Origin of the sequence: Serratia sp. BIGb0163, assembly GCF_024809935.1 — a bacterium.
Lineage (GTDB): Bacteria > Pseudomonadota > Gammaproteobacteria > Enterobacterales > Enterobacteriaceae > Serratia > Serratia quinivorans.
This window is the reverse complement of record NZ_JANUDZ010000001.1, coordinates 1,029,519-1,052,795: the sequence shown is the minus strand read 5'-3', so window position 1 is coordinate 1,052,795 and position 23,277 is coordinate 1,029,519. Positions and strand designations below refer to the sequence as shown.

Annotated in this window: 19 protein-coding genes and 1 other RNA gene; 12 read left to right on the top strand and 8 right to left on the bottom strand. The window is 56.1% G+C overall.

All coding sequences use genetic code 11. The features are described from left to right. Window positions 1-3: 3 nt before the first annotated feature. The 5 genes from sufS to sufA are packed head-to-tail and all read right to left on the bottom strand — an operon-like array spanning window position 4 to window position 5,159. Complete coding sequence (gene sufS / locus M2406_RS05165) at window positions 4-1,224, bottom strand: cysteine desulfurase SufS (RefSeq protein ID WP_012144915.1); 1,221 nt, start codon at window positions 1,222-1,224, stop codon at window positions 4-6. Continuing rightward, window positions 1,221-2,513 (bottom strand): Fe-S cluster assembly protein SufD, encoded by a 1,293-nt coding sequence (gene sufD, locus M2406_RS05160; RefSeq protein ID WP_135344360.1) that lies wholly within the window; start codon window positions 2,511-2,513, stop codon window positions 1,221-1,223. Before sufD ends, sufS begins: the two co-directional genes overlap by 4 nt. Continuing rightward, the gene (gene sufC / locus M2406_RS05155; RefSeq protein ID WP_012144913.1) at window positions 2,488-3,234 is read right to left on the bottom strand and encodes a Fe-S cluster assembly ATPase SufC; all 747 of its coding nucleotides are present in this window, start codon (window positions 3,232-3,234) and stop codon (window positions 2,488-2,490) included. Before sufC ends, sufD begins: the two co-directional genes overlap by 26 nt. A gap of 42 nt (window positions 3,235-3,276) precedes the next feature. After that, on the bottom strand, window positions 3,277-4,773 hold the full coding sequence (sufB, locus tag M2406_RS05150; protein ID WP_026142350.1) for a Fe-S cluster assembly protein SufB: 1,497 nt from the start codon (window positions 4,771-4,773) through the stop codon (window positions 3,277-3,279). A 14-nt stretch (window positions 4,774-4,787) separates the two neighbouring features. Then, window positions 4,788-5,159, bottom strand: coding sequence for a Fe-S cluster assembly scaffold SufA (gene sufA / locus M2406_RS05145; protein ID WP_012144911.1), 372 nt, complete (start codon window positions 5,157-5,159; stop codon window positions 4,788-4,790). Between the two features lie 555 nt (window positions 5,160-5,714). On the opposite strand from sufA, the gene M2406_RS05140 reads away from it, so the two are divergent. Continuing rightward, entirely contained in the window at window positions 5,715-6,119 is a 405-nt protein-coding gene (locus M2406_RS05140; RefSeq protein WP_004943694.1) for a hypothetical protein, read from the top strand. Window positions 6,120-6,172: 53 nt separating this feature from the next. Here the strand turns inward: M2406_RS05140 and menI are convergent, their stop codons facing one another. Further along, window positions 6,173-6,589: a 1,4-dihydroxy-2-naphthoyl-CoA hydrolase gene (menI, locus tag M2406_RS05135; protein ID WP_012144909.1), complete on the bottom strand. Its 417-nt coding sequence runs from the start codon at window positions 6,587-6,589 to the stop codon at window positions 6,173-6,175. Further along, entirely contained in the window at window positions 6,586-9,642 is a 3,057-nt protein-coding gene (locus tag M2406_RS05130) for an FAD-binding and (Fe-S)-binding domain-containing protein (RefSeq protein ID WP_259189020.1), read from the bottom strand. Before M2406_RS05130 ends, menI begins: the two co-directional genes overlap by 4 nt. A 254-nt stretch (window positions 9,643-9,896) precedes the next feature. On the opposite strand from M2406_RS05130, the gene ydiK reads away from it, so the two are divergent. Both ydiK and rprA read left to right on the top strand, forming a co-directional pair. Beyond that, the gene (gene ydiK / locus M2406_RS05125; protein ID WP_012144907.1) at window positions 9,897-10,997 is read left to right on the top strand and encodes an AI-2E family transporter YdiK; all 1,101 of its coding nucleotides are present in this window, start codon (window positions 9,897-9,899) and stop codon (window positions 10,995-10,997) included. Between the two features lie 250 nt (window positions 10,998-11,247). Then, window positions 11,248-11,358, top strand: an RNA gene (gene rprA, locus M2406_RS05120) — antisense sRNA RprA. A gap of 111 nt (window positions 11,359-11,469) precedes the next feature. Here rprA and ppsA read toward each other — a convergent pair. Continuing rightward, entirely contained in the window at window positions 11,470-13,848 is a 2,379-nt protein-coding gene (gene ppsA, locus M2406_RS05115; protein WP_017892648.1) for a phosphoenolpyruvate synthase, read from the bottom strand. Window positions 13,849-14,381: 533 nt separating this feature from the next. On the opposite strand from ppsA, the gene M2406_RS05110 reads away from it, so the two are divergent. The 9 genes from M2406_RS05110 (at window position 14,382) to M2406_RS05070 (ending at window position 23,271) form a co-directional block, all read left to right on the top strand. Next, complete coding sequence (locus tag M2406_RS05110; protein WP_017892646.1) at window positions 14,382-15,203, top strand: pyruvate, water dikinase regulatory protein; 822 nt, start codon at window positions 14,382-14,384, stop codon at window positions 15,201-15,203. A gap of 194 nt (window positions 15,204-15,397) precedes the next feature. After that, window positions 15,398-16,444: a 3-deoxy-7-phosphoheptulonate synthase gene (locus M2406_RS05105; protein ID WP_135344362.1), complete on the top strand. Its 1,047-nt coding sequence runs from the start codon at window positions 15,398-15,400 to the stop codon at window positions 16,442-16,444. Window positions 16,445-16,546: 102 nt separating this feature from the next. Beyond that, window positions 16,547-17,032: a glutathione peroxidase gene (locus tag M2406_RS05100; RefSeq protein WP_012144903.1), complete on the top strand. Its 486-nt coding sequence runs from the start codon at window positions 16,547-16,549 to the stop codon at window positions 17,030-17,032. Window positions 17,033-17,200: 168 nt separating this feature from the next. Further along, a complete protein-coding gene (gene hemP / locus M2406_RS05095) occupies window positions 17,201-17,386 on the top strand; it encodes a hemin uptake protein HemP (protein WP_012144902.1) in 186 nt (61 codons plus the stop codon). A gap of 93 nt (window positions 17,387-17,479) precedes the next feature. Continuing rightward, a complete protein-coding gene (locus M2406_RS05090) occupies window positions 17,480-19,564 on the top strand; it encodes a TonB-dependent hemoglobin/transferrin/lactoferrin family receptor (protein ID WP_259189014.1) in 2,085 nt (694 codons plus the stop codon). Between the two features lie 63 nt (window positions 19,565-19,627). Continuing rightward, window positions 19,628-20,662, top strand: coding sequence for a hemin-degrading factor (locus M2406_RS05085; protein ID WP_259189013.1), 1,035 nt, complete (start codon window positions 19,628-19,630; stop codon window positions 20,660-20,662). Further along, on the top strand, window positions 20,659-21,489 hold the full coding sequence (locus tag M2406_RS05080) for a hemin ABC transporter substrate-binding protein (protein WP_259189011.1): 831 nt from the start codon (window positions 20,659-20,661) through the stop codon (window positions 21,487-21,489). The genes M2406_RS05085 and M2406_RS05080 overlap by 4 nt, the downstream gene beginning before the upstream one ends. Continuing rightward, window positions 21,489-22,493 (top strand): iron ABC transporter permease, encoded by a 1,005-nt coding sequence (locus M2406_RS05075; RefSeq protein ID WP_012144898.1) that lies wholly within the window; start codon window positions 21,489-21,491, stop codon window positions 22,491-22,493. Before M2406_RS05080 ends, M2406_RS05075 begins: the two co-directional genes overlap by 1 nt. Next, the gene (locus M2406_RS05070) at window positions 22,486-23,271 is read left to right on the top strand and encodes a heme ABC transporter ATP-binding protein (RefSeq protein ID WP_012144897.1); all 786 of its coding nucleotides are present in this window, start codon (window positions 22,486-22,488) and stop codon (window positions 23,269-23,271) included. Before M2406_RS05075 ends, M2406_RS05070 begins: the two co-directional genes overlap by 8 nt. Window positions 23,272-23,277 lie beyond the last annotated feature (6 nt).

Genomic DNA, 23,277 nt, shown 5'->3' with positions numbered 1-23,277 from the left:
GTCCTATCCCAGCAGTTTCTGGATACGCTGCAATCCGGCCACCAGCCGGTCTACTTCATCGCGCGTATTATATAACGCCAACGAAGCGCGGCACATGCTCGGCACATTATAGAACGCCATTAGCGGCATCGCGCAATGGTGGCCGGTACGAATGGCAATGCCGTACTGATCCAGGAAGCTGCCGACGTCATAGGCGTGGTGCTCACCCAGGTTAAAGGCGATCACTCCGGCACGCTCCGCCGGGCCGTAGATTTTAAGCCGGGGTACCTGTTGCAGAGCCTCCAGCGCGTAATGCATCAGCGACTGCTCGTAGTCACCAATCGCCTCCAGCCCCAGAGTATTCACATAGTCAATTGCCGCACCTAATCCCATCATGCCGGCGGTGTTGGGTGAACCGGCCTCAAAGCGCCACGGTGGCTCGGCGTAGGTGGTTCCTGCCGTCAGGCTGACCTGTTGGATCATCGACCCGCCCCCTTCCCAGGGTGGCATTTGCTGCAACAGTGCCTGACGACCGTAAAGAATACCGATGCCGGAAGGCCCATACAGCTTATGCCCGGAGAACACGTAGAAATCGCAATCCAACGCCTGAACATCCACCCGCTGGTGCATCACTGCCTGCGCACCGTCAATCAGTACCTTCAGGCCCGCCGCTTTTGCCTGGGCCGTAATTTCCTGCACCGGGTTCACCGTGCCCAACACGTTGGACACCTGGGTTAGCGCCAATAGTTTGGTTGACGCGTCGATCAAGCCCGGCAACCGGGCCAAATCCAGGGTGCCATCTGGCTGTAGCGGCCAGACACGCAGATTTAATCCGCGTTCCTGTGCCAGCATCTGCCAGGGTACGATGTTGGCGTGGTGCTCCATCTCGGTGATGATAATGCTGTCACCGGGCTGCAAAAAGTGGCGGCCAAAACTGTTGGCTACCAGATTGATGCCTTCGGTAGTGCCCTTGACGAAGATTATCTCTTCCGCCGAACCGGCATTGATAAACGCCGCCACCTTTTCACGCACCGCTTCCATTTCCTGCGTCGCTTCGGCGCTTAACGTGTGGATGCCCCGGTGTACCGCCGCGTAGCCATGACGGTAAAAATCCAGCTCGCGATCGATAACTGCCTGCGGTTTCTGCGCGCTGGCGGCGCTGTCGAGGTAAGCCAGCGGCTGGCCATTGACTTCTCGTGCCAACAGCGGAAATTCACTGCGTACCCGTTCAATAGGAAAACTCATGCTGCCTCCCCCGGCCCCGGCAGGCGCTGTGCAATGCGCGCCAACACCGATTCACGGATGGTGTCGTTGCCAATCCCCTCGGTCAGCTCCGCGGCAAAGGCAAAGATGATCATCTGCTGCGCCGCATGCTTGTCGATACCGCGCGATTGCAGATAAAACAGTTGCTCTTCATCGATACGCCCAACGGTAGCACCGTGACTGCACTTCACATCGTCAGCGTAGATTTCCAGTTGCGGCTTGGTATCTACCTCCGCCACCTTGCCCAGCAGCAGATTGTGGTTGGTCATCTGGCCATCGGTTTTAATCGCATGTTTGGCCACTTTGATCATGCCGTTAAACACCGCTTTGGCGCGATCGCTGACCACCACTTTGTGCAGTTGGCGGCTCTCGCAGTAACCCTTGTTGTGCTCCAGGTAAGTACGGGTATCGCAAACCTCTTTACCGACCGGCAGCACCAGGCTGTTGATCGTCAGGTTGGAACCTTCACCATTCAGCTGTGCGCTGGTGTTATGCCGCGTCAGCCCCGCCCCGAGCAGGAAACTGTCACTCTTCACCCGCGCATCGCGGCCAATCACCAGATCGTTATGGGCGAAGTGGTAGCTCGGCCGGCTTTCAAATGCCAGTTTGCAGTGCTGCAGTTGAGCATTGTCACCCACATTGGCGGTAAGGCGTGCGCCGGTGAAATGCGCGGCGTCGTTAAGGCTGACGTAATGTTCGATCACCTCAGCCTGCGCATTACGCGCAATCTCAAGATGATGGCGGTGATGGACGGTATTCACTTCGCCTTCAGCGCCACGTCCACTGCTGATATGCAGCAGATACAACGGCCGCTCTGCAATTTTGCCGGCCGCCACGCGGATAATACTGGTTTCCTGCGCCAGACTTTCGGTCAGATGCAGGAATATTTCGGCCTGGATCGGCTCCGGCAAGGCCTGTAGCGTCCCGTAGGGGGCCACGTCAAACTGGTAATCGCCCAGCTCGCTGTCACTCAATGCCGCGCTGAAACGCCCGTCGATAAACACCAGGCGGTAAGCGTCGATATCCAGCGCCAGTGCATCGCGCTGAGCGGCAGTGACCGGCTCGAGTGGCGGCTCCAGAAACTGTTGCTCCAGCAAACCTTCAAGCGGGGTGTATTTCCAGTTTTCATGCTTGCGGGTCGGCCAGCCCAGGCGCAAGGCCTGTTGCCAGTGTGCCAGCGCATGGGCGGAATGCTCGCCGCCGCGGGCTTCAAACAGACTGTAGAGTTGCTGCAGCGCGCGCGAATTATTGCTCGTCGGTAAGCCAGCCATAGCCCTGCTCCTCCAACTGTTTCACCAGGGTGAAATCGCCGGATTTGACGATGCGCCCCTGAGAAAGAACATGAACGTAATCCGGTTTGATGTAGTCCAGAATGCGCTGGTAGTGCGTGACGATAATGAACGAGCGCTTGCCGTCCCGCAGTGAGTTAACGCCGTTGGCAACAATTTTCAGCGCATCAATATCCAAACCGGAGTCGGTTTCATCCAGAATGCACAGGTCCGGTTCCAGCGCGGCCATCTGCAGGATGTCATTACGCTTTTTCTCGCCGCCGGAGAAGCCAACGTTAACTGAACGGGTCAGCAGATCGGGCGGCATATTCAACAGCTCAATTTTTTCTTCGATAAAATCAGCGAAATCGAAGCGATCGAGCGGCTCCTGATCGCGATATTTACGCACCGCATTAACCGAGGTCTGCAGGAAGAAATGGTTGCTGACGCCGGGGATCTCCACCGGATACTGGAACGCCAGAAACACCCCTTCACCCGCACGGTCTTCCGGTGCCAGTTCAAGCAGATCCTTGCCTTTGAAGGTCACTTCGCCCGCGGTCACTTCGTACTCTTCGCGCCCGGCCAGGGTCGCAGAAAGCGTGCTTTTGCCCGAGCCGTTCGGCCCCATGATGGCATGCACTTCGCCCGGTTTGATTTCCAGATCCAGGCCCTTGAGGATCTCGTTGCCTTCCGCGCTGACTTTTAAATTCTTGATACTTAACATGCAGTGTCCTTAGGTCGCGCTTTCGCGCTGTAAATCCGGCGATTAGCCCACGCTGTGTTCCAGGCTGATGGCCAATAGCTTCTGTGCCTCAACGGCGAACTCCAGCGGCAGCTCAGAGAACACGTCCTTACAGAACCCGTTGACGATCATCGAAATGGCATTGTCTTCGCTGATGCCACGCTGCAGACAATAGAACAGCTGGTCATCACCAATTTTTGAGGTCGTCGCCTCGTGTTCCAGCTGCGCACTGTTGTTGCGAGCTTCAACATACGGGAAGGTATGAGCGCCGCTATCCGGCCCGATCAGCATCGAGTCACACTGGGTAAAGTTACGCGCGTTTTCCGCACCCGGCAGGATCTTCACCAGCCCGCGGTAGGTATTCTCGCTGTGCCCGGCGGAGATGCCTTTGGCGATAATGGTCGAACGGGTGTTCTTGCCGATGTGGATCATCTTGGTACCGGTGTCCGCCTGCTGATGGCCGCTGGTCAGCGCCACCGAGAAGAATTCACCGATAGAATTGTCGCCCTGCAGGATCACGCTCGGGTATTTCCAGGTGATTGCCGAGCCGGTTTCCGACTGGGTCCACGACATTTTCGAACCCGCGCCTTCGCACAGCGCACGCTTGGTGACGAAGTTGAGGATACCGCCCTTGCTGTCACCGCCGGAGAACCAGTTCTGCACCGTCGAATATTTCACTTCGGCGTCTTTGTGCAGGATCACCTCCACCACCGCCGCGTGCAGCTGGTAGCTGTCACGCACCGGGGCCGAACAGCCTTCGATATAGCTGACATAGCTGCCTTCATCGGCGATCAGGATGGTGCGCTCGAACTGGCCGGTTTTGGCGGCGTTGATGCGGAAATAGGTCGACAGTTCCATCGGACAGCGCACGCCCTTCGGCACGTAAACGAAGGTGCCGTCGGAGGCCACCGCCGCATTCAAGGCGGCGAAGAAGTTATCGTTGGACGGCACTACGCGACCCAGGTATTTGCGCACCAGATCCGGATATTCATGGATGGCTTCGCCGAACGAGCAAAAAATCACCCCGCTCTCCGCCAACTTTTCACGGTAGGTGGTCGAAACCGAGACCGAGTCGAAGATAGCGTCCACTGCCACTTCGCTGCCTTCACGCACCGGAACACCGAGCTGGTTAAACGCCAGTTCAACCTCGCTGGTCAGATAATTGTTGTCCGTCGGTGCGCCGGGTTGCTGTTCTGCGCCAGGCTGCGAGCCGCAGGCGTCATCACAGCTGCCGCAGGACGGCGCCGAGTAATAGCTGTAATCCTGATAGTTCAGGCGCTCGTAGTTCGCCTTCAGCCAGTGTGGCTCTTCCATTTGCAGCCAGGCACGGTAGGCTTCCAGGCGGAACTCCAGCATCCACTCAGGTTCGTTACGTTTGGCCGAGATAGCGCGCACCACGTCTTCGTTGATGCCCATCGCCAATTCATCGGTGGCCAACTGGGTAAAAAAACCTTCTTTGTAGCGACCTTCGCTGACCCAAGCCTGCACTTCATTAGGCATTTCTACATTGCTTCGTGTCATGTTGATTGCATCGCTCAAACGCCAAAACTCTCGCCGCAACCGCAGGCATGCTGAGCTTTAGGGTTATTAAATTTGAATATCTGATTCAGCCCTTCACGGACAAAATCCACCGTGGTGCCATCGATAAACGGCATGGCTTTCAACGGCACATACAGCCTGGCGCCATCGCGCTCAAACAGCAGGTCGTCGTCAGCAGGAGCACGGGTGAGATCCAGCACATAGGCAAACCCGGCGCAGCCTGACTGCTTCACTCCGAGTTGCAGCCCCTTCACCTGCGAGTCCTGCTGCATTAGTTTTGTAATTTGTTGTACGGCATTGTCACTGAGCAAAATGCCTTGCCAGACATTTTCGTCCAGAGAAAAGGTGCCGACATTTTCCGTTTGCATATGGCCTACCTCACACTCGTGTTTTACCACAGCCAATCTGGGTTGCTACTATGTTAGTGATAACGATTATCACTTCAACCGTTTGTTTTACAGGGGTATCCGCTAAAAGCCTGGATTTTCGCTTCGGCATGCGGCAAGTGCGCGGGACAGTCAGCGCGCCAGGCGCTGCCGGTCAGAAATGGAATCATTTTATCCTTATGAATTTACTGCACATCCTGTATCACCATTGCACTTGCCCATTGGCTCGAACGCTTTACAGGGCCGGGCTTTTTATGTCGATTTAAACATTCATAGAAAATACCTATTTCTGAATTTTGTCTGTCTTAAAAATGCGTTTATCGACAATAAGGCGCATTTTACGCCATTCCCACTCAGCCGGCCGAGCCGACGAGGCGGCCACCTCTGATTAAAGTTTAGTCGTTACTGGCTATATTGGGTCGCCACTGCCTCTATGCATCCCCTGTCGATGATAAATATTTCAACAGAATGATTGATCGGCAACGCGCCAATAAATATGATAATGATTATCATTCAATTCACATTGGGCGTGAGCAAATGAATATCTCGATGAATGCGTGGCTGTTGGGCAAAATTGATGACTACAAATTCAGCGTGCGCGACGCCACGGTTGATTTCTATATGGCGGAGGCGTCACTTCGACGGCCTGAGTGCAACATCAACCACCTGAAACGCTACAACAACGTCAGTCTGAACATGGCGAATCTGTGTCTGGAAAATGGCGATGACGAAAGCTACCTGCATGCGTTGAGCAAACTGCATAATCGGCTGATCGTGGAAATCAATAATCCGCAGCGCTGTCAGCTATTCCGGGTGCAGAGCTATCATTTTGCCCGTCATACCCTGACCCTGATCTGCCAGAAATATGCGATGGAAGGTACCTGGGAGAAGGCCAACGCCTTCCAGAAGGACTTCGTCAAGCGGGTCCCCTTTCAGTTGTAAACCGGCCGAACGAAGAAACACCCGCAGACAGGGCTGCCTGCGGGGTAAAACGCTTAATCTATAACTGCGGTAGTCAGGCGCGAGGTGCAGCACAGGCGATCGCGCGAATCGAAGATTTCTATCTGCCACACCTGATGACGACGGCCAACGTGCAGCGCACGGCACACGCCGCGGACTTCGCCTTCAAATGCGGCCCGCAAATGGTTGGCGTTGATTTCCAACCCCACCACCTTCTGCTCACCTTCGCAGCACAGGTAACCGGCCATCGACCCCATCGACTCTGCCAGCACCACCGATGCCCCGCCGTGCAACAGGCCAAACGGCTGCCGGGTGCGCTGATCTACCGGCATGGTGGCCTCGAGGTAGTCGTCCTCCAGCCGGGTAAACCGGATGCCGACATGGCTGACCATGCAGCCTTCACCGGCATGGTTTAATTGTTCCAGCGTCGTTTCTCTTTTCCACAGTTTCACTCAATCATCTCCAGAAGTGCCTGTAATGGGTGTCGTACTGCGTTACCCTCAATGCGTTTGACCTGGCTGCGGCAGGAATAGCCGGTCGCCAGGCAACGCTGCCGTGGCAAACGTTGCAGCGCCTGGTGCCATGATAGCTCATAAATGCCGAGTGAATTCTGCAGGTTCTTCACTTCATGCCCGTAGGTACCCGCCATGCCACAACAGCCGACGCTGACATTTTCCAGCCTGGCGCCAAAGCGTGCAAAAATTGACGCCCAGTGTTGGCTACTGGTCGGCAATGCCGTGGTCTCGGTGCAGTGGCCGAACAGATACCAGGCTTCACCGGTCGCCGGCTGTTCCGCTCGCTCGGCCAGCAACTGTTGCAGCCATTCATGCACCAATTGCACCTGGAAGTCACCCCGAGTTTCCCCGAGGATCTCGTTATATTCGTCGCGATAACACAGCACCAGCGCCGGATCGACCCCCACCAGCGGCATGCCTAGCTTCGCCACCCGGTTGAGAAAATCGGCGGTCTTGCGCGCGGTGCGGGCAAAGCGCGTCAGGAAGCCTTTGATATGCTGCGCCTTGCCGTTAGGTGAGAACGGCAACAGCACCGGCCGATAGCCCAACTTCTCCACCAGCCGCACAAAATCGGCGACCACCTTGGCATCGTAATAACTGGTAAACGGATCCTGCACGATCAATACGTGCTGTTCGCGTTGTTGCGGGTTCAGCGCTTCAAGCTGTTCCAGCGTCATGGTGAGTGCGCCGTGGCCGGAGAGCTGCTGGCGCAGCGTCGGGCTGGAAAGCAGCGGCAAATCAACCATGCCAATAGTGTTGCGGCTCAACTCACGCACCCACGGCTGCCTGAAGAAGAAGTTGAACACTTTTGGCGCTTTCGCCATCAGCGGGGTGTAACTCTCGACCCCGGCGACCATATAGTCACGCGCCGGTCGCAGATAACGGGTGTGATAAAGCTGCAGGAAACGTGAACGGAAGCCGGGCACGTCAATTTTAATCGGGCACTGAGTGGAGCAGGCCTTACAGGCCAGACAGCCGGACATCGCCTCTTTCACCTCGTGCGAGAAATCGTACTCTCCTTTGCTGGCGTACCAACTGTTGCGGGTTTTCTCGATCAGGGCTCTGAAGCTAACGCGCTGCTTCGGCAGTTGCTTTTCCAGTTCCAGCGGATCGACACCCTGTTCGGACAGCAAACGCAGCCATTCACGCACCAGCGCCGCCCGCCCTTTTGGCGAGTGAATGCGGTTGCCGGTAATTTTCATCGACGGGCACATTGGGCTGCGAACGTCAAAATTGAAACACAAACCGTTGCCGTTACACTCCATGGCGCCACGGAACGAGGTGCGAACCTCGACCGGAATGCGACGATCGAGGGTACCGCGTTTGGCGGCGTCCACTTTCATCATCGGCGCATCGACGCCTGACGGCGAACAGATTTTGCCGGGGTTGAGCCGGTTGTCCGGGTCGAAAGCGGCCTTGATACGGCGCAGTTCCAGATACAGCTCGTCGCCAAAGAACGCCGGGCTGTATTCGGCGCGGAAACCTTTGCCATGCTCCCCCCACAGCAAGCCGCCATACTTGGCGGTCAACGCCACTACCTGGTCGGAAAGCTGCTTCATCAGCACTTCCTGCTGCGGGTCGCACATGTCGAGAGCCGGGCGCACGTGCAACACACCGGCATCCACATGGCCAAACATGCCGTAGCTGAGGTTATGACTATCGAGCAACTGACGGAATTCAACGATGTAGTCGGCCAGATGCTGCGGTGGCACACAGGTATCCTCGGCAAACGGGATCGGCTTGGCACGCCCTTTGGCATTGCCCAATAGCCCGACCGCCTTTTTACGCATGTTGTAAATGCGCTCGATGCCGTCCAGATCGCCACAGATTTGATAGCCAATCACTCCGCCCTGTCGCTCGGTGATTAGCTCGTCCAGCCGCAGGCACAAAGCCTCCATTTGCTGGTCGATCAGTGCCTTGTCATCGCCGGCAAACTCCACGATGTTCAGACCTAGCATCTCTTTATCCGGCACGTTGGTGATCAGTTCATTGACCGAATGCCAGACAATATCTTCGCGCGCCAGGTTCAAGACCTTGGAGTCGATAGTCTCGACCGACAGCGCTTTGGCTTCCACCATAAAAGGCGCGTTGCGCAGTGCGGAATCAAAGGAGTCGTATTTAACATTCACCAACCGGCGCACTTTCGGCAGCGGCGTAATATCCAGCCGCGCCTCGGTGATAAACGCCAGCGTTCCTTCGGCACCGGTCAAAATGCGTGTCAGATCGAAGGTTTGCAGGTCATCGCTGAACACATGGCGCAGATCGTAACCGGTCAGGAAGCGGTTAAGCTTGGGGAATTTTTCCAGGATCAACCCGCGTTGGTCGCGGCAACTGTTGAGCACCTGGTTATAAATGCGGCCTTCAACCGTATCTTCGTTGGCAATCGTTTCCGCCAACGGCGTCGGCATGGCTCGGGTGTCAATCATATCGCCACCCAGCAGCACCGCCCGCAAGCCCAATACGTGGTCGGAAGTTTTTCCGTAGACCAGCGATCCCTGACCGGAGGCGTCAGTGTTAATCATGCCGCCGAGCGTAGCGCGGTTACTGGTGGAAAGCTCCGGTGAGAAGAAATAACCGAACGGCCGCAGGTATTGGTTGAGCTGATCCTTGATAACCCCGGCCTCTACCTTGACCCAGCCCTGCTCGACGTTGATTTCAAGAATGCGGTTCATATGGCGCGACATATCCACCACGATACCGCTGTTGAGCGACTGCCCGTTGGTCCCTGTCCCACCACCGCGTGGGCTGAAGGTCAGCGCGGTGAAGCGCTCTTCGGTCGCCAGACGGGCAATAAGTGCCACATCCGCAGTAGAACGGGGAAACACTACCGCGTCAGGCAGCAACTGATAGATACTGTTATCGGTCGCCATCGTTAGCCGATCGGCATAACTGGTAGCGATATCGCCGTTAAACCCGTTTTGCTTCAACGCTTCCAAAAAATCGAGCACCCGTTGAACGAGGCCGGGCGCCTGAGAAATCTGTGGGATCATTCGGTTTTTGACCCTGTCTGTCTAATTTTTATGCGTGATTATGCACGCTGAATCAGGCCTTTATTCAGACCCACCCTGTTTTTTATTAGAGATAAAAACTAACATACTCGTTTAGTGAAGGCATGCAGATTATTGCAATTGTCCTGCCGAAGAATCGCTCGCAACAAAAGGTGCGCCGTGCTGTCGTTTTTCATCAACGTGCACCATGATTAAACGATCCCAAGGAGTTAACTGACCAGAATGAGAACCCATTCATGACAATCCCGAAATCCCGCTATGATTTGCCACGGATTATTTTTGGCGTGCTGTTTATCGCCATAATGATCGTCGCCTGTTTTTGGGTCATTCAACCTTTTATTCTCGGTTTTGCCTGGGCCGGCATGGTGGTCATAGCCACCTGGCCACTGCTGATTAAGCTGCAAAAAATACTTTGGGGACGGCGTTCACTGGCGGTGCTGGTGATGACGATACTGCTGATCCTGCTGTTTATCCTGCCAATCTCTCTGCTGGTCAGTAGCGTGGTGGACAACAGCGCGCCAATCGTGGCCTGGGCCAGCACGCCGGGCAAACTGCATATTCCCGATCTGGCCTGGCTGCAATCGATCCCGATGATCGGCGATAAGGTCTATCACAGTTACCACACCCTGGTGAACGCCGGTGGCAGTGCGTTGGTGGCGAAGGTGCAACCTTACTTCGGCCAGACCGCCACCTGGTTCGTGGCACAGGCCGCGCATATTGGCCGCCTGCTGTTGCATTGCACATTGATGCTGCTGTTTAGCGTGTTGCTGTATGCACGCGGCGAGCAAGTGGCTCTGGGCATTCGCCACTTCGCAACACGTTTGGGTGCGGAAAGAGGCGACGCCGCCGTGGTGCTGGGTGGTCAGGCTATCCGCGCGGTAGCGCTGGGCGTGGTGGTAACGGCGCTGGTGCAGTCGGTACTGGGCGGTATTGGCCTGGCGGTGACCGGCATACCTGCCGCTACCCTGCTGACGGTATTGATCTTTATCTGCTGCGTGGCACAGTTGGGGCCATTACTGGTGCTGGTACCGGCAATCATCTGGTTGTACTGGAGTGGCGATACCACCTGGGGCACCGTGCTGTTGGTATGGAGTTGCGTGGTCGCCACGCTCGATAACGTGCTGCGGCCAGTGCTAATCCGCATGGGTGCCGATCTGCCGATGATCCTGATCCTGTCCGGTGTGATCGGCGGCTTACTGGCTTTCGGCATGATTGGCCTGTTTATCGGCCCGGTGGTGTTGGCGGTGTCTTACCGTTTGCTCACTGCCTGGATGAATGAAGCGCCAGAACCGACTGCCGACCTGGAAGAAGTTGCCAAAGATCTGGAACAGATGTAACCCCGTTTCTGCCCGGGTCACCGGGCAGAACTCCCCTTTCCCCTCGCTTGCTTCCAGAATTAGAACATCCGCAATAATAAAATGCGCCGCCGTTTTTCACCTGATGAACATTATTTAAACATACCGAATAAATGCATCTTTTTATCACTGAGGTAAAAATAGCCGCTAGCAAAAATAAATTCCAATACGCTGGTTGATTAAGACGATTCTTAATGACTAATGACGCTTAAATACCTAGTATTATTGCCATATATTGCTTCAAATACCTGATTTAAAGCAAGATTTCCAAACAATGTAATGCCATACATGTGAATTGCTGTGTGTAGTCTTTGCCCGTCTCCTATGATGGGCTTTTTTTTATTCTTTTTTTGACCGCCTTTGTTCACTGCGCCTTTTTATTTACATTCAGAAATAAAAAAGCCGTAACCTGAGTTACGGCTTTCGCCTTAATAATTATCCCGTATCGCGAAAATTATGTTCTCTTCGACAGATTAACCCAGGTTTGCACCACGGTATCCGGATTGAGCGACAGACTGTCAATACCCTGATCCATCAACCATTCGGCAAAGTCTTCATGGTCAGACGGACCCTGGCCGCAAATACCGACGTATTTACCCTGACGCTTGGCCGCCTGAATCGCCATCGACAGCAGAATTTTCACCGCTTCGTTACGCTCGTCAAACAGCTCAGAGACCACGCCCGAGTCACGATCCAGCCCCAGAGTTAACTGAGTCATATCGTTGGAGCCAATGGAGAAGCCATCAAAGTGCTGCAGGAACTGATCTGCCAACAGCGCATTGGATGGGATCTCGCACATCATGATCACTTTCAGGCCGTTCTCACCGCGCTTCAGGCCCTGACGTGCCAATTCGGCCACCACCGCTTCCGCCTGCTCCACCGTGCGAACAAACGGCACCATGATCTCAACGTTGGTCAGGCCCATTTCGTTACGAACGCGTTTTACCGCGTCACATTCCATCGCGAAACAGTCACGGAAATTGTCGGACACGTAACGACCGGCACCGCGGAAGCCCAACATTGGGTTTTCTTCATGCGGTTCATACTTCTCGCCGCCGACCAGGTTGGCATACTCATTGGATTTGAAGTCGGACAGGCGCACGATCACTCGCTTCGGCCAGAACGCGGCGCCCAGCGTGGCGATCCCTTCCGTCAAACGACCAACATAGAACTCGGCCGGATGGTCGTAGCCCTGCATCAGCGTCCTGATTTCCGCCTGCAGCTCCGGAGTCTGCTGGTCAAACTCCAGCAACGCCTTCGGATGCACGCCAATCATACGGTTGATGATAAATTCCAGACGGGCCAGACCCACACCTTCATTCGGCAAACGCGCGAAGTCAAAGGCGCGGTCCGGGTTGCCGACGTTCATCATGATTTTTAACGGCAGATCCGGCAGTTCGGTCACTTCGGAACTCTGCACGTTAAAATCGAGGATATCGCTGTAGACGAAGCCGGTATCACCTTCTGCACAAGAAACGGTGACCTGTTGACCTTCTTTGAGCAGATCGGTCGCGTTGCCGCAGCCAACCACCGCCGGAATGCCCAGTTCACGCGCAATGATCGCCGCGTGGCAGGTACGGCCGCCACGGTTGGTGACGATGGCGGCGGCTTTCTTCATGATCGGTTCCCAATCCGGGTCGGTCATGTCAGTCACCAGCACGTCGCCTGGCTCAATGCGGTCCATCTCACTGATGTTATGGATGACCTTCACCGGACCTGCGCCAATGCGGTGGCCGATAGCGCGCCCTTCCACCAGCACCGGGCTGGTCGCGTTAAGCTGGTAACGCTCCATCGTTTGCTCGTTCGAACGCACGGTTTCCGGACGGGCCTGCACGATCAGCAATTTGCCGGTATGGCCGTCTTTGGCCCACTCGATGTCCATCGGGCGGCCGTAGTGTTTTTCGATCAGCAGTGCCTGATGTGCCAGCCCCTGAACTTCTTCGTCGGTCAGAGAGAAACGATTGCGTTGCTGCTCTGGCACGTCTTCAATTTGTACCTGCTTGCCGTGATCCTGCGATGGCGCATACACCATGCGGATTTTCTTCGAGCCGAGGTTGCGGCGCACGATAGCCGGGTTGCCTCTCAGCAACGTTGGTTTGTGCACATAAAACTCGTCCGGGTTGACTGCGCCCTGCACCACCATTTCGCCCAGGCCGAAGGCAGAGGTGATAAACACCACCTGATCAAAACCGGATTCGGTATCGATGGTGAACATGACGCCGGAAGATGCCAGGTCAGAACGCACCATGCGCTGTACGCCGGCCGACAAGGCCACGCCGCGGTGGTCATAACCCTGATGCACCCGGTAGGAAATGGCGCGGTCGTTAAACAGGGAGGCGAAAACGTGCTTAATCGCCACCATGACGGCGTCAATTCCCTGCACGTTGAGGAAGGTTTCCTGCTGGCCGGCGAAAGAGGCATCCGGCATGTCCTCTGCGGTAGCGGAAGAACGCACGGCAAATGACGCTTCCGGCTCGCCGTCGGCCAGTTGCTGGTAAGCCAGGTTAATCTCACGCTCGAATTCCGCATGGAACGGCGTGTCGATAATCCATTGACGGATTTGTGCGCCCGCCTTGGTCAATTGAGCAATATCGTCAACGTCAGTTTGATCCAGTAACTGATAGATGCGCTGGTTAACACCGCTTTGCTCGAGGAAATCGTTAAACGCCTGCGCGGTGGTGGCAAAACCGTTTGGCACGGCAACGCCCAAATCGGAAAGATTGGTGATCATTTCACCGAGGGAGGCATTTTTGCCGCCGACACGGTCAACGTCGTGCATGCCGAGCTGGTTGTACCAAAGCACATTACGCAAGTCTGGGCCATTGTTGGACATCGAGACAATCCTTATTGCTATCAGTAGGGTATAGACGGATTTAATTCGCTTGCTTTCTCAGCGCCGCTAAAACGGTGCCGAGTCAGACTAGCACAATGATCCATAGGAAATGGAAAGGTGAATCGATCAACCCGGTGAAGAAAGTGGATTTTAGGAAAACTTCCTGAAACGCAAAACCGGCCTGGAACCGTTCCCTGTCGCACTAATAGCTTAAATCTCAACAAATTAAGTATTTTTTAAACTTCAGTTTTAAAAACCCTGTTATTTACGCAGTCTTTGGTGAAAATTGCGTCATCATGACTAATAATTCCTCACGGGAAATAAACGCCCGCTTTTCATAAAATTTGAAATAGTGTTTTATCCCAGTATTTCTATCGCCAGCGTTTATTCCCTGACCGACCTGTTTATTCATCGACTCTGCCCGCATTATCACAATTTTTTTGCCCGCCCCTTTACCGTTGAATCATCTGCAGCCCATGATAAGGGCCAGCAGACGTGATAATGACGTCACTATTTCAGCTAAGGAGCCCCGGGTGGAAAGAAGCGTTTTTTATATTTCGGACGGTACGGCGATCACCGCAGAGGTTTTGGGCCACGCGGTGTTGTCGCAATTTCCGGTCAAGGCCACCACCTTTACGCTGCCCTTTGTGGAAACCGAAGCGCGGGCCCGTGGGGTTTGCCAGCAAATTAACGATATCTATCGTGATACCGGCGTGCGCCCGTTAGTGTTTTACTCAATCATTTCGCCGGAAGTTCGCAAAGTCATTACCCAGAGCGAAGGTTTCTGCCAGGACATCGTGCAGGCGCTGGTTGGCCCGTTGCAGGGGGAACTGGAGGTAGAACCTACCCCGGTGCCTAACCGCACCCACGGGTTGACCGCCAGCAACCTCGGAAAATATGACGCCCGTATCGCGGCTATTGACTACACGTTAGCCCATGATGACGGCATTTCGCTGCGTAATCTCGATCAGGCGCAGGTGATCTTGCTCGGCGTTTCGCGCTGCGGTAAGACTCCCACCAGCCTGTATCTGGCCATGCAGTTCGGTATCCGCGCGGCCAACTATCCGTTTACCGCCGACGATATGGACAACTTGCACCTCCCCGCCGCGCTGAAGCCGTTTCAGCACAAGCTTTTCGGCCTGACGATCGATCCGGAGCGGTTAGCCGCCATCCGTGAAGAACGGCGTGAAAACAGCCGTTATGCTTCCATTCGCCAGTGCCGGATGGAGCTGGCGGAAGTGGAAGCGCTGTTCCGTAAAAACCAGATCCGTTATCTGAACACCACCAATTATTCGGTGGAAGAGATCTCGACCAAAATCTTGGATATTCTGGGCATGAGCCGCCGCATGTTCTAGCCTTAACGCGGCGGGCCTGTCTCCTGCCGCGTGTTGTTTATTTCCCCACCGGCCACGTTTTTTGTGCTTTTTTTAGCGATTTTGATCAACAGAACACAGTTTCTCCGGTTGAATTCATCGGTTTTTACGTTATTGTGATCGCCATCACTTCCCGGCACTCCTGCCGCAGCGAAGAACAGTCTTTAGAGAAAATCATGCACAAAACAGATGAACTGCGGACCGCGCGCATCGACAGCCTCGTCACGCCGCAAGAGCTGGCGGAGAAGTTGCCAATCTCGGCGGAAATCGCGGACAACGTGACGGCCTCACGGCAGCGAATTGAAAAAATCCTGACCGGCGAAGATCGTCGCCTGCTGGTGGTGATCGGCCCCTGCTCTATTCACGATCTTGACGCCGCCATCGATTATGCCGGCCGGTTGAATGCGCTGCGCATCCGTTATCAGGATCGCCTCGAAATCGTGATGCGCACCTATTTTGAAAAACCGCGCACCGTGGTGGGCTGGAAAGGCCTGATCTCCGATCCGGCGCTGGATGGCACCTTCCAGGTCAATCGCGGGATCGAAATGGCGCGTAGGCTGCTGCTGGAAGTGAACCAGCTCGGCCTGCCAACCGCCACCGAGTTCCTGGACATGGTGGTCGGCCAATACATTGCTGATTTGATCAGTTGGGGCGCGATTGGCGCACGGACCACCGAAAGCCAGATCCACCGTGAAATGGCTTCGGCACTGTCCTGCCCGGTGGGCTTTAAAAACGGCACCGACGGCAACACCCGTATCGCGATTGACGCCATTCGTGCGGCCCGCGCCGGCCATATGTTCCTGTCACCGGACAAGCACGGCCAGATGACTATCTATCAGACCAGCGGCAATCCTTATGGCCATATCATCATGCGTGGCGGCAAGACGCCGAACTACCACGCAACCGATGTGGTCGCCGCCTGCGACAGCCTGCGCGAATTCGATTTGCCGGAGCAACTGGTGATCGACTTCAGCCACGGCAACTGCCAGAAATTGCATCGTCGCCAACTGGAAGTGGCCGAAAACGTCTGCCAGCAGATCCGCGCCGGTTCCGTCGCCGTTGCCGGCGTAATGGCAGAAAGCTTCCTGGTGGAAGGCACCCAGAAAATCATTGCCGGTCAGCCGCTGACCTATGGGCAATCGATCACCGACCCTTGCCTGAGCTGGTCCGACAGCGAACAGCTGCTGGCCATGCTGGCCGATGCGGTAGACACCCGCTTCTGATCCCAGCGCCGGGGCGCCCGCCCCGGTTTTTCTGTCTGTGCCCTGCTCATCTATACTGGTAACAATTCTTGTATCCCCCCTGAAAAGGATTTGGAGTCCGGCATGATCCACTCACTGTTATCCATCCCCTGCGTCACACTGCAAGGGGAACACAAAACCCTGGGCGATTTCCCCGCCCGGGCTTATCTGGTGGTCAACACCGCCAGCAAATGCGGATTTACTCCTCAATATCACGGGCTGGAAAACCTGTGGCAGTACTATCGCGAACGCGGCCTGATGGTGCTGGGCTTTCCCTGCAATCAGTTCGGCGCGCAGGAACCCGGCGATCCGCTGGAGATTGCCAACTTTTGCACGCTGAACTATGGCGTCAGCTTCCCGCTATTCAGCAAGGTTGAAGTTAATGGCCCAGGCGCGCATCCGTTGTTCAACGAGTTAAAGCGCCTGGCACCGGGCGTGCTGGGCACTCAACGCATTAAATGGAACTTCACCAAGTTCCTGCTGACCGCTGACGGCCAGCGGGTGAAACGCTACGCGCCGATCACCAAACCCGAACGCCTGTTTGACCGCATTGAAACCCTGCTGAAATAACCCTGAATTTTACGGGCTGAGCCATCTCGGCCCGTGCCACATCCCCTTCCTGCAAAAAGCTTCCATTGGTAAGAAAATTTTCCTTGATGTAACCTTTCGTTCACATGATAATGATTCTCACTTTGATATTAATTACTATTTAACGGTCTGTTTTATAAACACATGACGATGGATAATCACCACCACAACACGCCTGCCCAGGCTGCTCACACCGCTGAAAGTGGCCTGGCCACGCCGCCTTGCTACGACAGTGCGCAACTGCTCGATGCCGATGGCGTGGCGATCATCATCCATCAGGGCCAGCGCTATCAGTTACGACAGACCAAAGCCGGGAAATTGATCCTGACCAAATAATTCCCATCCCTTAACGCCAGCCACCCAGATCCTTTTTGATCCAGGCAGCCAGCAAATCTATTGATATGTTTAAAACATACGGAGAGTTGCGACATGCCTCTGATCTATTCCACCCGGCTGCGTTTATCCGCATTGAGTCTGGCGATTGCCTGTACTCTGCCGACGGTGACTTTTGCACAAACCAGCGAAACCCCTTCTTCTTCCTCGGCGATGGCACCGGTTAAAAAGGACAAAGCCAGCGACGAAACCATGACGGTAGCCGCCACCGGCAATGCGCGCAGCAGTTTTGAAGCGCCGATGATGGTCACGGTGATCGAGGCCGATACGCCGCAAAGCCAAACCGCCACCAGTGCCGGCGATATGCTGCGCCGTGTGCCGGGCATTACCGTCAATGGCACCGGTCGCAGTAATGGCCAGGACGTTTTCATGCGTGGCTATGGTAAAAATGGCGTGCTGACGCTGGTGGATGGCATCCGTCAGGGCACCGATACCGGCCACCTTGGCGCCACCTTCCTCGATCCGGCACTGGTGAAACGCATCGAAGTTGTACGCGGCCCTTCCGCCCTGCTGTATGGCAGCGGCGCACTGGGCGGCGTAATTGCTTATGAAACCGTAGATGCCGCCGATCTGCTGTTACCCGGCCATAATAGTGGCTACCGGGTGTATGGCACCGCCGGCAGCGGCGACCACAGCCTCGGCATGGGGGCCAGCACCTACGGCAGAACCGACAATCTCGACGGCCTGCTGTCATTTGGCACCCGCGACGTCGGCAATCTGCGTCAGGGCAACGGCTTCGATGCACCCAATGATGAAACCATCAGCAATCTGCTGGCCAAGGGAACCTGGACACTCGATGAGAATCAGTCATTGAGCGGCGACCTGCGCTACTACAACAACCGGGCGCAAGAGCCGAAAAACCCGCAGGAATCGGCCAGCAGCAGCGGTAACCTGATGACCGACCGCTCGACTATTCAACGCGACGGCCAGCTTGGCTACAAACTGAAACCTGTGGGTCAGGATTGGCTCGACGCCGAAGCCAAAATCTATTACTCCGAAGTGGAGATCAACGCCCACACCAACGGCAGTGAAGATGAAGCGCGCAAGCAAACCACTCGCGGTGCCAAACTCGAAAACCGCAGCCGTTTGTTTGCCGATACCTTCGCCTCTCACTTATTGACCTACGGCAGCGAGGCTTACAAGCAGGAGCAAACACCGGGTGGCGCGACAGAAAGCTTCCCACAGGCGAAGATCAACTTTGCTTCCGGCTGGTTGCAGGACGAAATTACCCTGCGCGACCTGCCGGTCACCCTGCTTGCCGGGACGCGTTACGATAACTACAAGGGTTCCAGCGACGGTTACGCCGATGTTGACGCCGACAAGTGGTCATCGCGCGGTGCCGTCACAGTGACGCCAACCGACTGGCTAATGCTGTTCGGTTCTTATTCGCAGGCTTTCCGCGCCCCGACCATGGGAGAGATGTACAACGATTCCAAGCACTTCTCTATCCCCATGGGGCCGACCACCATTACCAACAACTGGGTGCCTAACCCGAACCTGAAGCCGGAAACCAATGCCACCCAGGAATACGGTTTCGGGCTACGCTTTGACGATTTGCTACTGGCTGATGACAGCCTGCAATTCAAAGCCAGCTACTTTGATACCAAAGCCCGCGACTACATCACCACGGATGTCACCATGGAGCTGGGTCGTGGCCCTCGTGGCCCTTATTGCATCAGCTGCACCACTTTCTCGACCAATATCGACCGTGCAAAAATTTGGGGCTGGGACGCAACGCTGAGCTATAAAACCGCCATTTTTGGCTGGGACCTGGCGTACAACCGCACTCGTGGCAAGAACGAAAGCAGCGGCGAATGGCTAAACAGCATCAATCCGGACACGGTAACCAGCACGCTGGATATTCCACTGGGTGAAACCGGCCTGTCCACCGGCTGGGTGGCCACTGTGGCCCAACGAGCCACCCGCGTAGAAACCGGCACCGCAGAACAAGGCGGCTACGGCGTCAACGATTTTTACCTGAGCTATAAAGGCCGCGAACGCCTGCAGGGCGTGACCACCACGGTGGTGCTGGGCAACGCCTTTGATAAAGAATATTACTCGCCACAGGGCATACCGCAGGACGGGCGTAATGCCAAACTGCTGGTCAGCTATCAGTGGTAACGTTTTAAATCCGGCGGGCATGAAGATTGCCCGCCGCTTGATTCACACACAGGAGAACCCGCAATGAGCAATACCCTATATGCACGCTACCAGCAGGCAAAAATTGATAACCCAGGCAAATATGCGCGTGACCTGGCTGAAATTCTTGGCGTCAGCGAAGCGGAGCTGACCCACGCCCGCGTCGGTCAGGACACTCGTCGTCTGCAGGCCGATGCCCGTACCCTGCTGACCGAACTCGAACAGGTAGGCGTCACCAAATCCATTACCCGTAATAGCTACGCGGTGCATGAGCAAATGGGTCGTTATCGCAACCAGCACCTGAACGGTCATGCCGGGTTGATCCTCAATCCGCGTGAGCTGGATCTGCGTCTGTTCCTCAACCAGTGGGCCAGCGCTTTCGCCATGAGCGAAACCAACAAGCGCGGTGTACGCCACAGCATTCAGTTCTTCGATCATCAGGGCGACGCACTGCATAAGGTTTACACCACCGATGAAACCGATCTCCCAGCCTGGATGGCGCTGGTTGAACGCCACCTGAATGCGGAAAACCCGACGCTGGAACTGCAACCGGCAGACGCCGCGGTCAGTAACGCCTCGCCTGATGCTGACAAAATTGACCAGGAATGGCGTGCAATGACCGACGTTCACCAGTTCTTCCAGTTGTTGAGCCGCAACAAACTGACCCGCCAGCAAGCCTTCAGCGCCGTCGGTAACGATTTGGCCTATCGGGTCGATAACAGCGCCCTGAGCCAATTGCTTAACACCGCGATGGGCCTGCAAAACGAAATCATGATTTTTGTCGGCAACCGTGGCTGCGTGCAGATCTTTACCGGTCAGATTGAACGCCTGATGCCGCAGGAAGGCTGGATTAACGTGTTCAATCGCCGCTTCACCCTGCACCTGATCGAAGATGCGATCGCCGAAAGCTGGATCACCCGCAAGCCCACCAAAGACGGCTTCGTCACCAGTCTGGAACTGTTTGCCGCCGACGGCACGCAGATAGCTCAACTTTACGGCCAGCGTACCGAAGGCCAGCCGGAGCAAACTCAGTGGCGTGAGCAGGTTGCCGCGCTTGAACCCAAGGACGTTGCCGCATGAAACCTTCATTGACCCGTCGTCTGGCGCTGTGCATTGCGCTGGCGTTGCCGTTCACCGCTGCGGCGGCGGAACGTATTGTCTCGATAGGCGGTGACGTCACCGAAATTGCCTTCGCCCTGGGCGCGGGCGATGAAGTGATAGCGAGAGACAGCACCAGCCTGCAGCCGGAAACCGTTAAAAAACTGCCGGACGTCGGTTACATGCGCCAGCTTAATGCCGAAGGTATTTTGGCGCTGAAACCCACGCTGGTGCTGACCACCGAATTGGCCGAGCCGGCGCTGGTGCTCAAACAGCTGGAAGAGAGTGGCGTTAAAGTGGTGCGCATTCCCGGCGATACCACCTTGCAAAGCGTGCCGGAAAAAATCGCTGTGATCGCCAGTGCGCTTCAGCGCACCGAGCAGGGCAAGCAGTTGAGCACCCGTTACCAGCAGCAATTGGCGGCGGTGAAAACCGATGCGTTGCCGGTCAGAGTGTTGTTCGTCATGAGCCACGGTGGTATTACGCCCATGGCCGCCGGACAACACACGGCCGCCGACGCGGTCATCACCGCTGCGGGTCTGAAAAACGCCATGCAAGGATTCAGCCGCTATCGCCCGCTTTCGCAGGAAGGCGTGATAGCCAGCGCGCCAGATTTGCTGCTGGTCACCACCGACGGCGTAAAAACGCTCGGCGGCGAACAGGAGCTGTGGAAATTGCCTGGCATGGCACTCACCCCGGCGGGCAAGCAGCATCGCGTACTGGTGGTTGACGATATGGCGCTGCTGGGCTTCGGGCTGGAAACGCCCGCCGCGCTGGCCAAGCTGCGTCATGCGGCGGAGCAAAAGTAATGCGCTGCCGTACCTCTCCCCGCCTGGCGATGACCAGCCTGCTGGTACTGTTGGCACTATTGGCTTTGGGCGCGGCCAATATGGGGGCGCTGACGCTGTCATTCCGCACCCTGTGGCAACAGCCGTTCAGCGACACCTCCTGGCATATCTGGCTGAATATCCGTTTGCCGCGCGTGCTGCTGGCGGTAGTGATAGGTTGCGCGTTGGCGGTGTCCGGTGCCGTAATGCAGGGGTTGTTCCGTAACCCCTTGGCCGATCCCAGCCTGTTGGGGATCAGTAGCGGCGGCGCGCTGTTTGTCGCGCTGATTATCGTTATGCCGCTGGCCCTGCCGCCGGTGATTGCCCTGTATGGCCACATGCTGGCGGCATTTCTCGGCAGCATGCTGGTATCGCTGTTGATTTACGGCATCAGCCGCAGCGGCCACGGCAGCCTGTCGCGCCTGTTGCTGGCGGGTATCGCCATTAACGCCCTGTGCATGGCAGCGATTGGCGTGCTGTCTTACCTCAGTAATGACCAGCAACTGCGCCAGTTTTCACTGTGGATGATGGGCAGCCTGAGCCAGTCACAATGGCCCACCCTGGCCGTTTCCGCCTCGCTGATCCTGCCGACCATCCTGCTGACACTCTTACAGGCGCGCCGCCTGAATCTGCTGCAACTGGGAGATGAGGAGGCGCATTACCTCGGTGTGAATGTTCAGCGTGCCAAGTTACAGCTGCTGTTGTTGAGCGCATTACTGATAGGCGCAGCGGTAGCGATGAGTGGCGTGATTGGTTTTATCGGTCTGGTGGTGCCGCATCTGGTGCGCATGCGCCTCGGCGGCGACCACCGCTGGCTGCTGCCCTGTTCTGCACTGGGGGGAGCCTGCCTGCTGTTGGTCAGCGATACGCTGGCACGCACGCTGGTGGCTCCGGCAGAAATGCCGGTCGGTTTGATGACCAGCCTGATCGGCGGGCCTTATTTCTTATGGCTGGTGATGCGCCAGCGGGAGCGCGTGGGTGGATAACACAGCAAGCCTGACGGCGCAGCAGTTACGTTACAGCCTGGGTTCACGGCGGCTGATCAACGATGTCTCACTGAGTATCAATAGCGGCGAAATGGTGGCAATTATCGGGCCGAACGGCGCGGGTAAGTCGACGTTACTGCGCCTGTTAACCGGTTATCTGGCCCCAGGCTGTGGCGAATGTCAGTTGCTCGGGCGACCGCTGGAACAGTGGCAACCACAGCAGTTGGCGAAAGTGCGCGCGGTAATGCGTCAACATAGCGATCTGGCCTTCCCCTTTACCGTAGAGGAAGTGGTCAGTATGGGCCGTGCACCCCACGGCAAACGCGACGCACAACGGGCGGTACAACAGGTAATGGCGCAAACCGACTGTCTCGAATTGGCCCAGCGCGATTATCGCCAGCTCTCCGGCGGTGAACAGCAACGAGTGCAACTCGCCCGCGTGCTGGCGCAGCTTTGGCAACCGCAGCCAACGCCGGCCTGGCTGTTTCTGGACGAACCGACCTCGGCGCTGGATCTCTACCACCAGCAACATACGCTCAGGCTGCTGCGCACGCTGACGCGGCAACAGCCGATTGCAGTGTGCTGCGTATTGCACGATCTCAATCTCGCGGCATTGTATGCGGATCGTATTTTATTGATGCATCAGGGGCAATTGGTCGCGACGGGCACGCCGCAGGAAGTGTTGCAGGCAGAGATCCTCACCCGTTGGTATCAGGCAGATCTGGGCGTGGTTCATCACCCGGAAGTGGCGTTGCCACAGGTCTATTTGCGTCAGTAGTTTCTT

What these genes read in the sequence shown, in the direction of transcription:
- hemP (WP_012144902.1), top strand. Translation starts at nt 17,201, where the DNA reads ATGGATAATCACCACCACAACACGCCTGCCCAGGCTGCTCACACCGCT.
- M2406_RS05100 (WP_012144903.1), top strand. Translation starts at nt 16,547, where the DNA reads ATGATCCACTCACTGTTATCCATCCCCTGCGTCACACTGCAAGGGGAA.
- M2406_RS05130 (WP_259189020.1), bottom strand. Translation starts at nt 9,642, where the DNA reads ATGATCCCACAGATTTCTCAGGCGCCCGGCCTCGTTCAACGGGTGCTC.
- sufA (WP_012144911.1), bottom strand. Translation starts at nt 5,159, where the DNA reads ATGCAAACGGAAAATGTCGGCACCTTTTCTCTGGACGAAAATGTCTGG.
- M2406_RS05080 (WP_259189011.1), top strand. Translation starts at nt 20,659, where the DNA reads ATGAAACCTTCATTGACCCGTCGTCTGGCGCTGTGCATTGCGCTGGCG.
- M2406_RS05090 (WP_259189014.1), top strand. Translation starts at nt 17,480, where the DNA reads ATGCCTCTGATCTATTCCACCCGGCTGCGTTTATCCGCATTGAGTCTG.
- sufC (WP_012144913.1), bottom strand. Translation starts at nt 3,234, where the DNA reads ATGTTAAGTATCAAGAATTTAAAAGTCAGCGCGGAAGGCAACGAGATC.
- ppsA (WP_017892648.1), bottom strand. Translation starts at nt 13,848, where the DNA reads ATGTCCAACAATGGCCCAGACTTGCGTAATGTGCTTTGGTACAACCAG.
- ydiK (WP_012144907.1), top strand. Translation starts at nt 9,897, where the DNA reads ATGACAATCCCGAAATCCCGCTATGATTTGCCACGGATTATTTTTGGC.
- sufB (WP_026142350.1), bottom strand. Translation starts at nt 4,773, where the DNA reads ATGACACGAAGCAATGTAGAAATGCCTAATGAAGTGCAGGCTTGGGTC.
- sufS (WP_012144915.1), bottom strand. Translation starts at nt 1,224, where the DNA reads ATGAGTTTTCCTATTGAACGGGTACGCAGTGAATTTCCGCTGTTGGCA.
- sufD (WP_135344360.1), bottom strand. Translation starts at nt 2,513, where the DNA reads ATGGCTGGCTTACCGACGAGCAATAATTCGCGCGCGCTGCAGCAACTC.
- M2406_RS05075 (WP_012144898.1), top strand. Translation starts at nt 21,489, where the DNA reads ATGCGCTGCCGTACCTCTCCCCGCCTGGCGATGACCAGCCTGCTGGTA.
- M2406_RS05140 (WP_004943694.1), top strand. Translation starts at nt 5,715, where the DNA reads ATGAATATCTCGATGAATGCGTGGCTGTTGGGCAAAATTGATGACTAC.
- M2406_RS05105 (WP_135344362.1), top strand. Translation starts at nt 15,398, where the DNA reads ATGCACAAAACAGATGAACTGCGGACCGCGCGCATCGACAGCCTCGTC.
- M2406_RS05085 (WP_259189013.1), top strand. Translation starts at nt 19,628, where the DNA reads ATGAGCAATACCCTATATGCACGCTACCAGCAGGCAAAAATTGATAAC.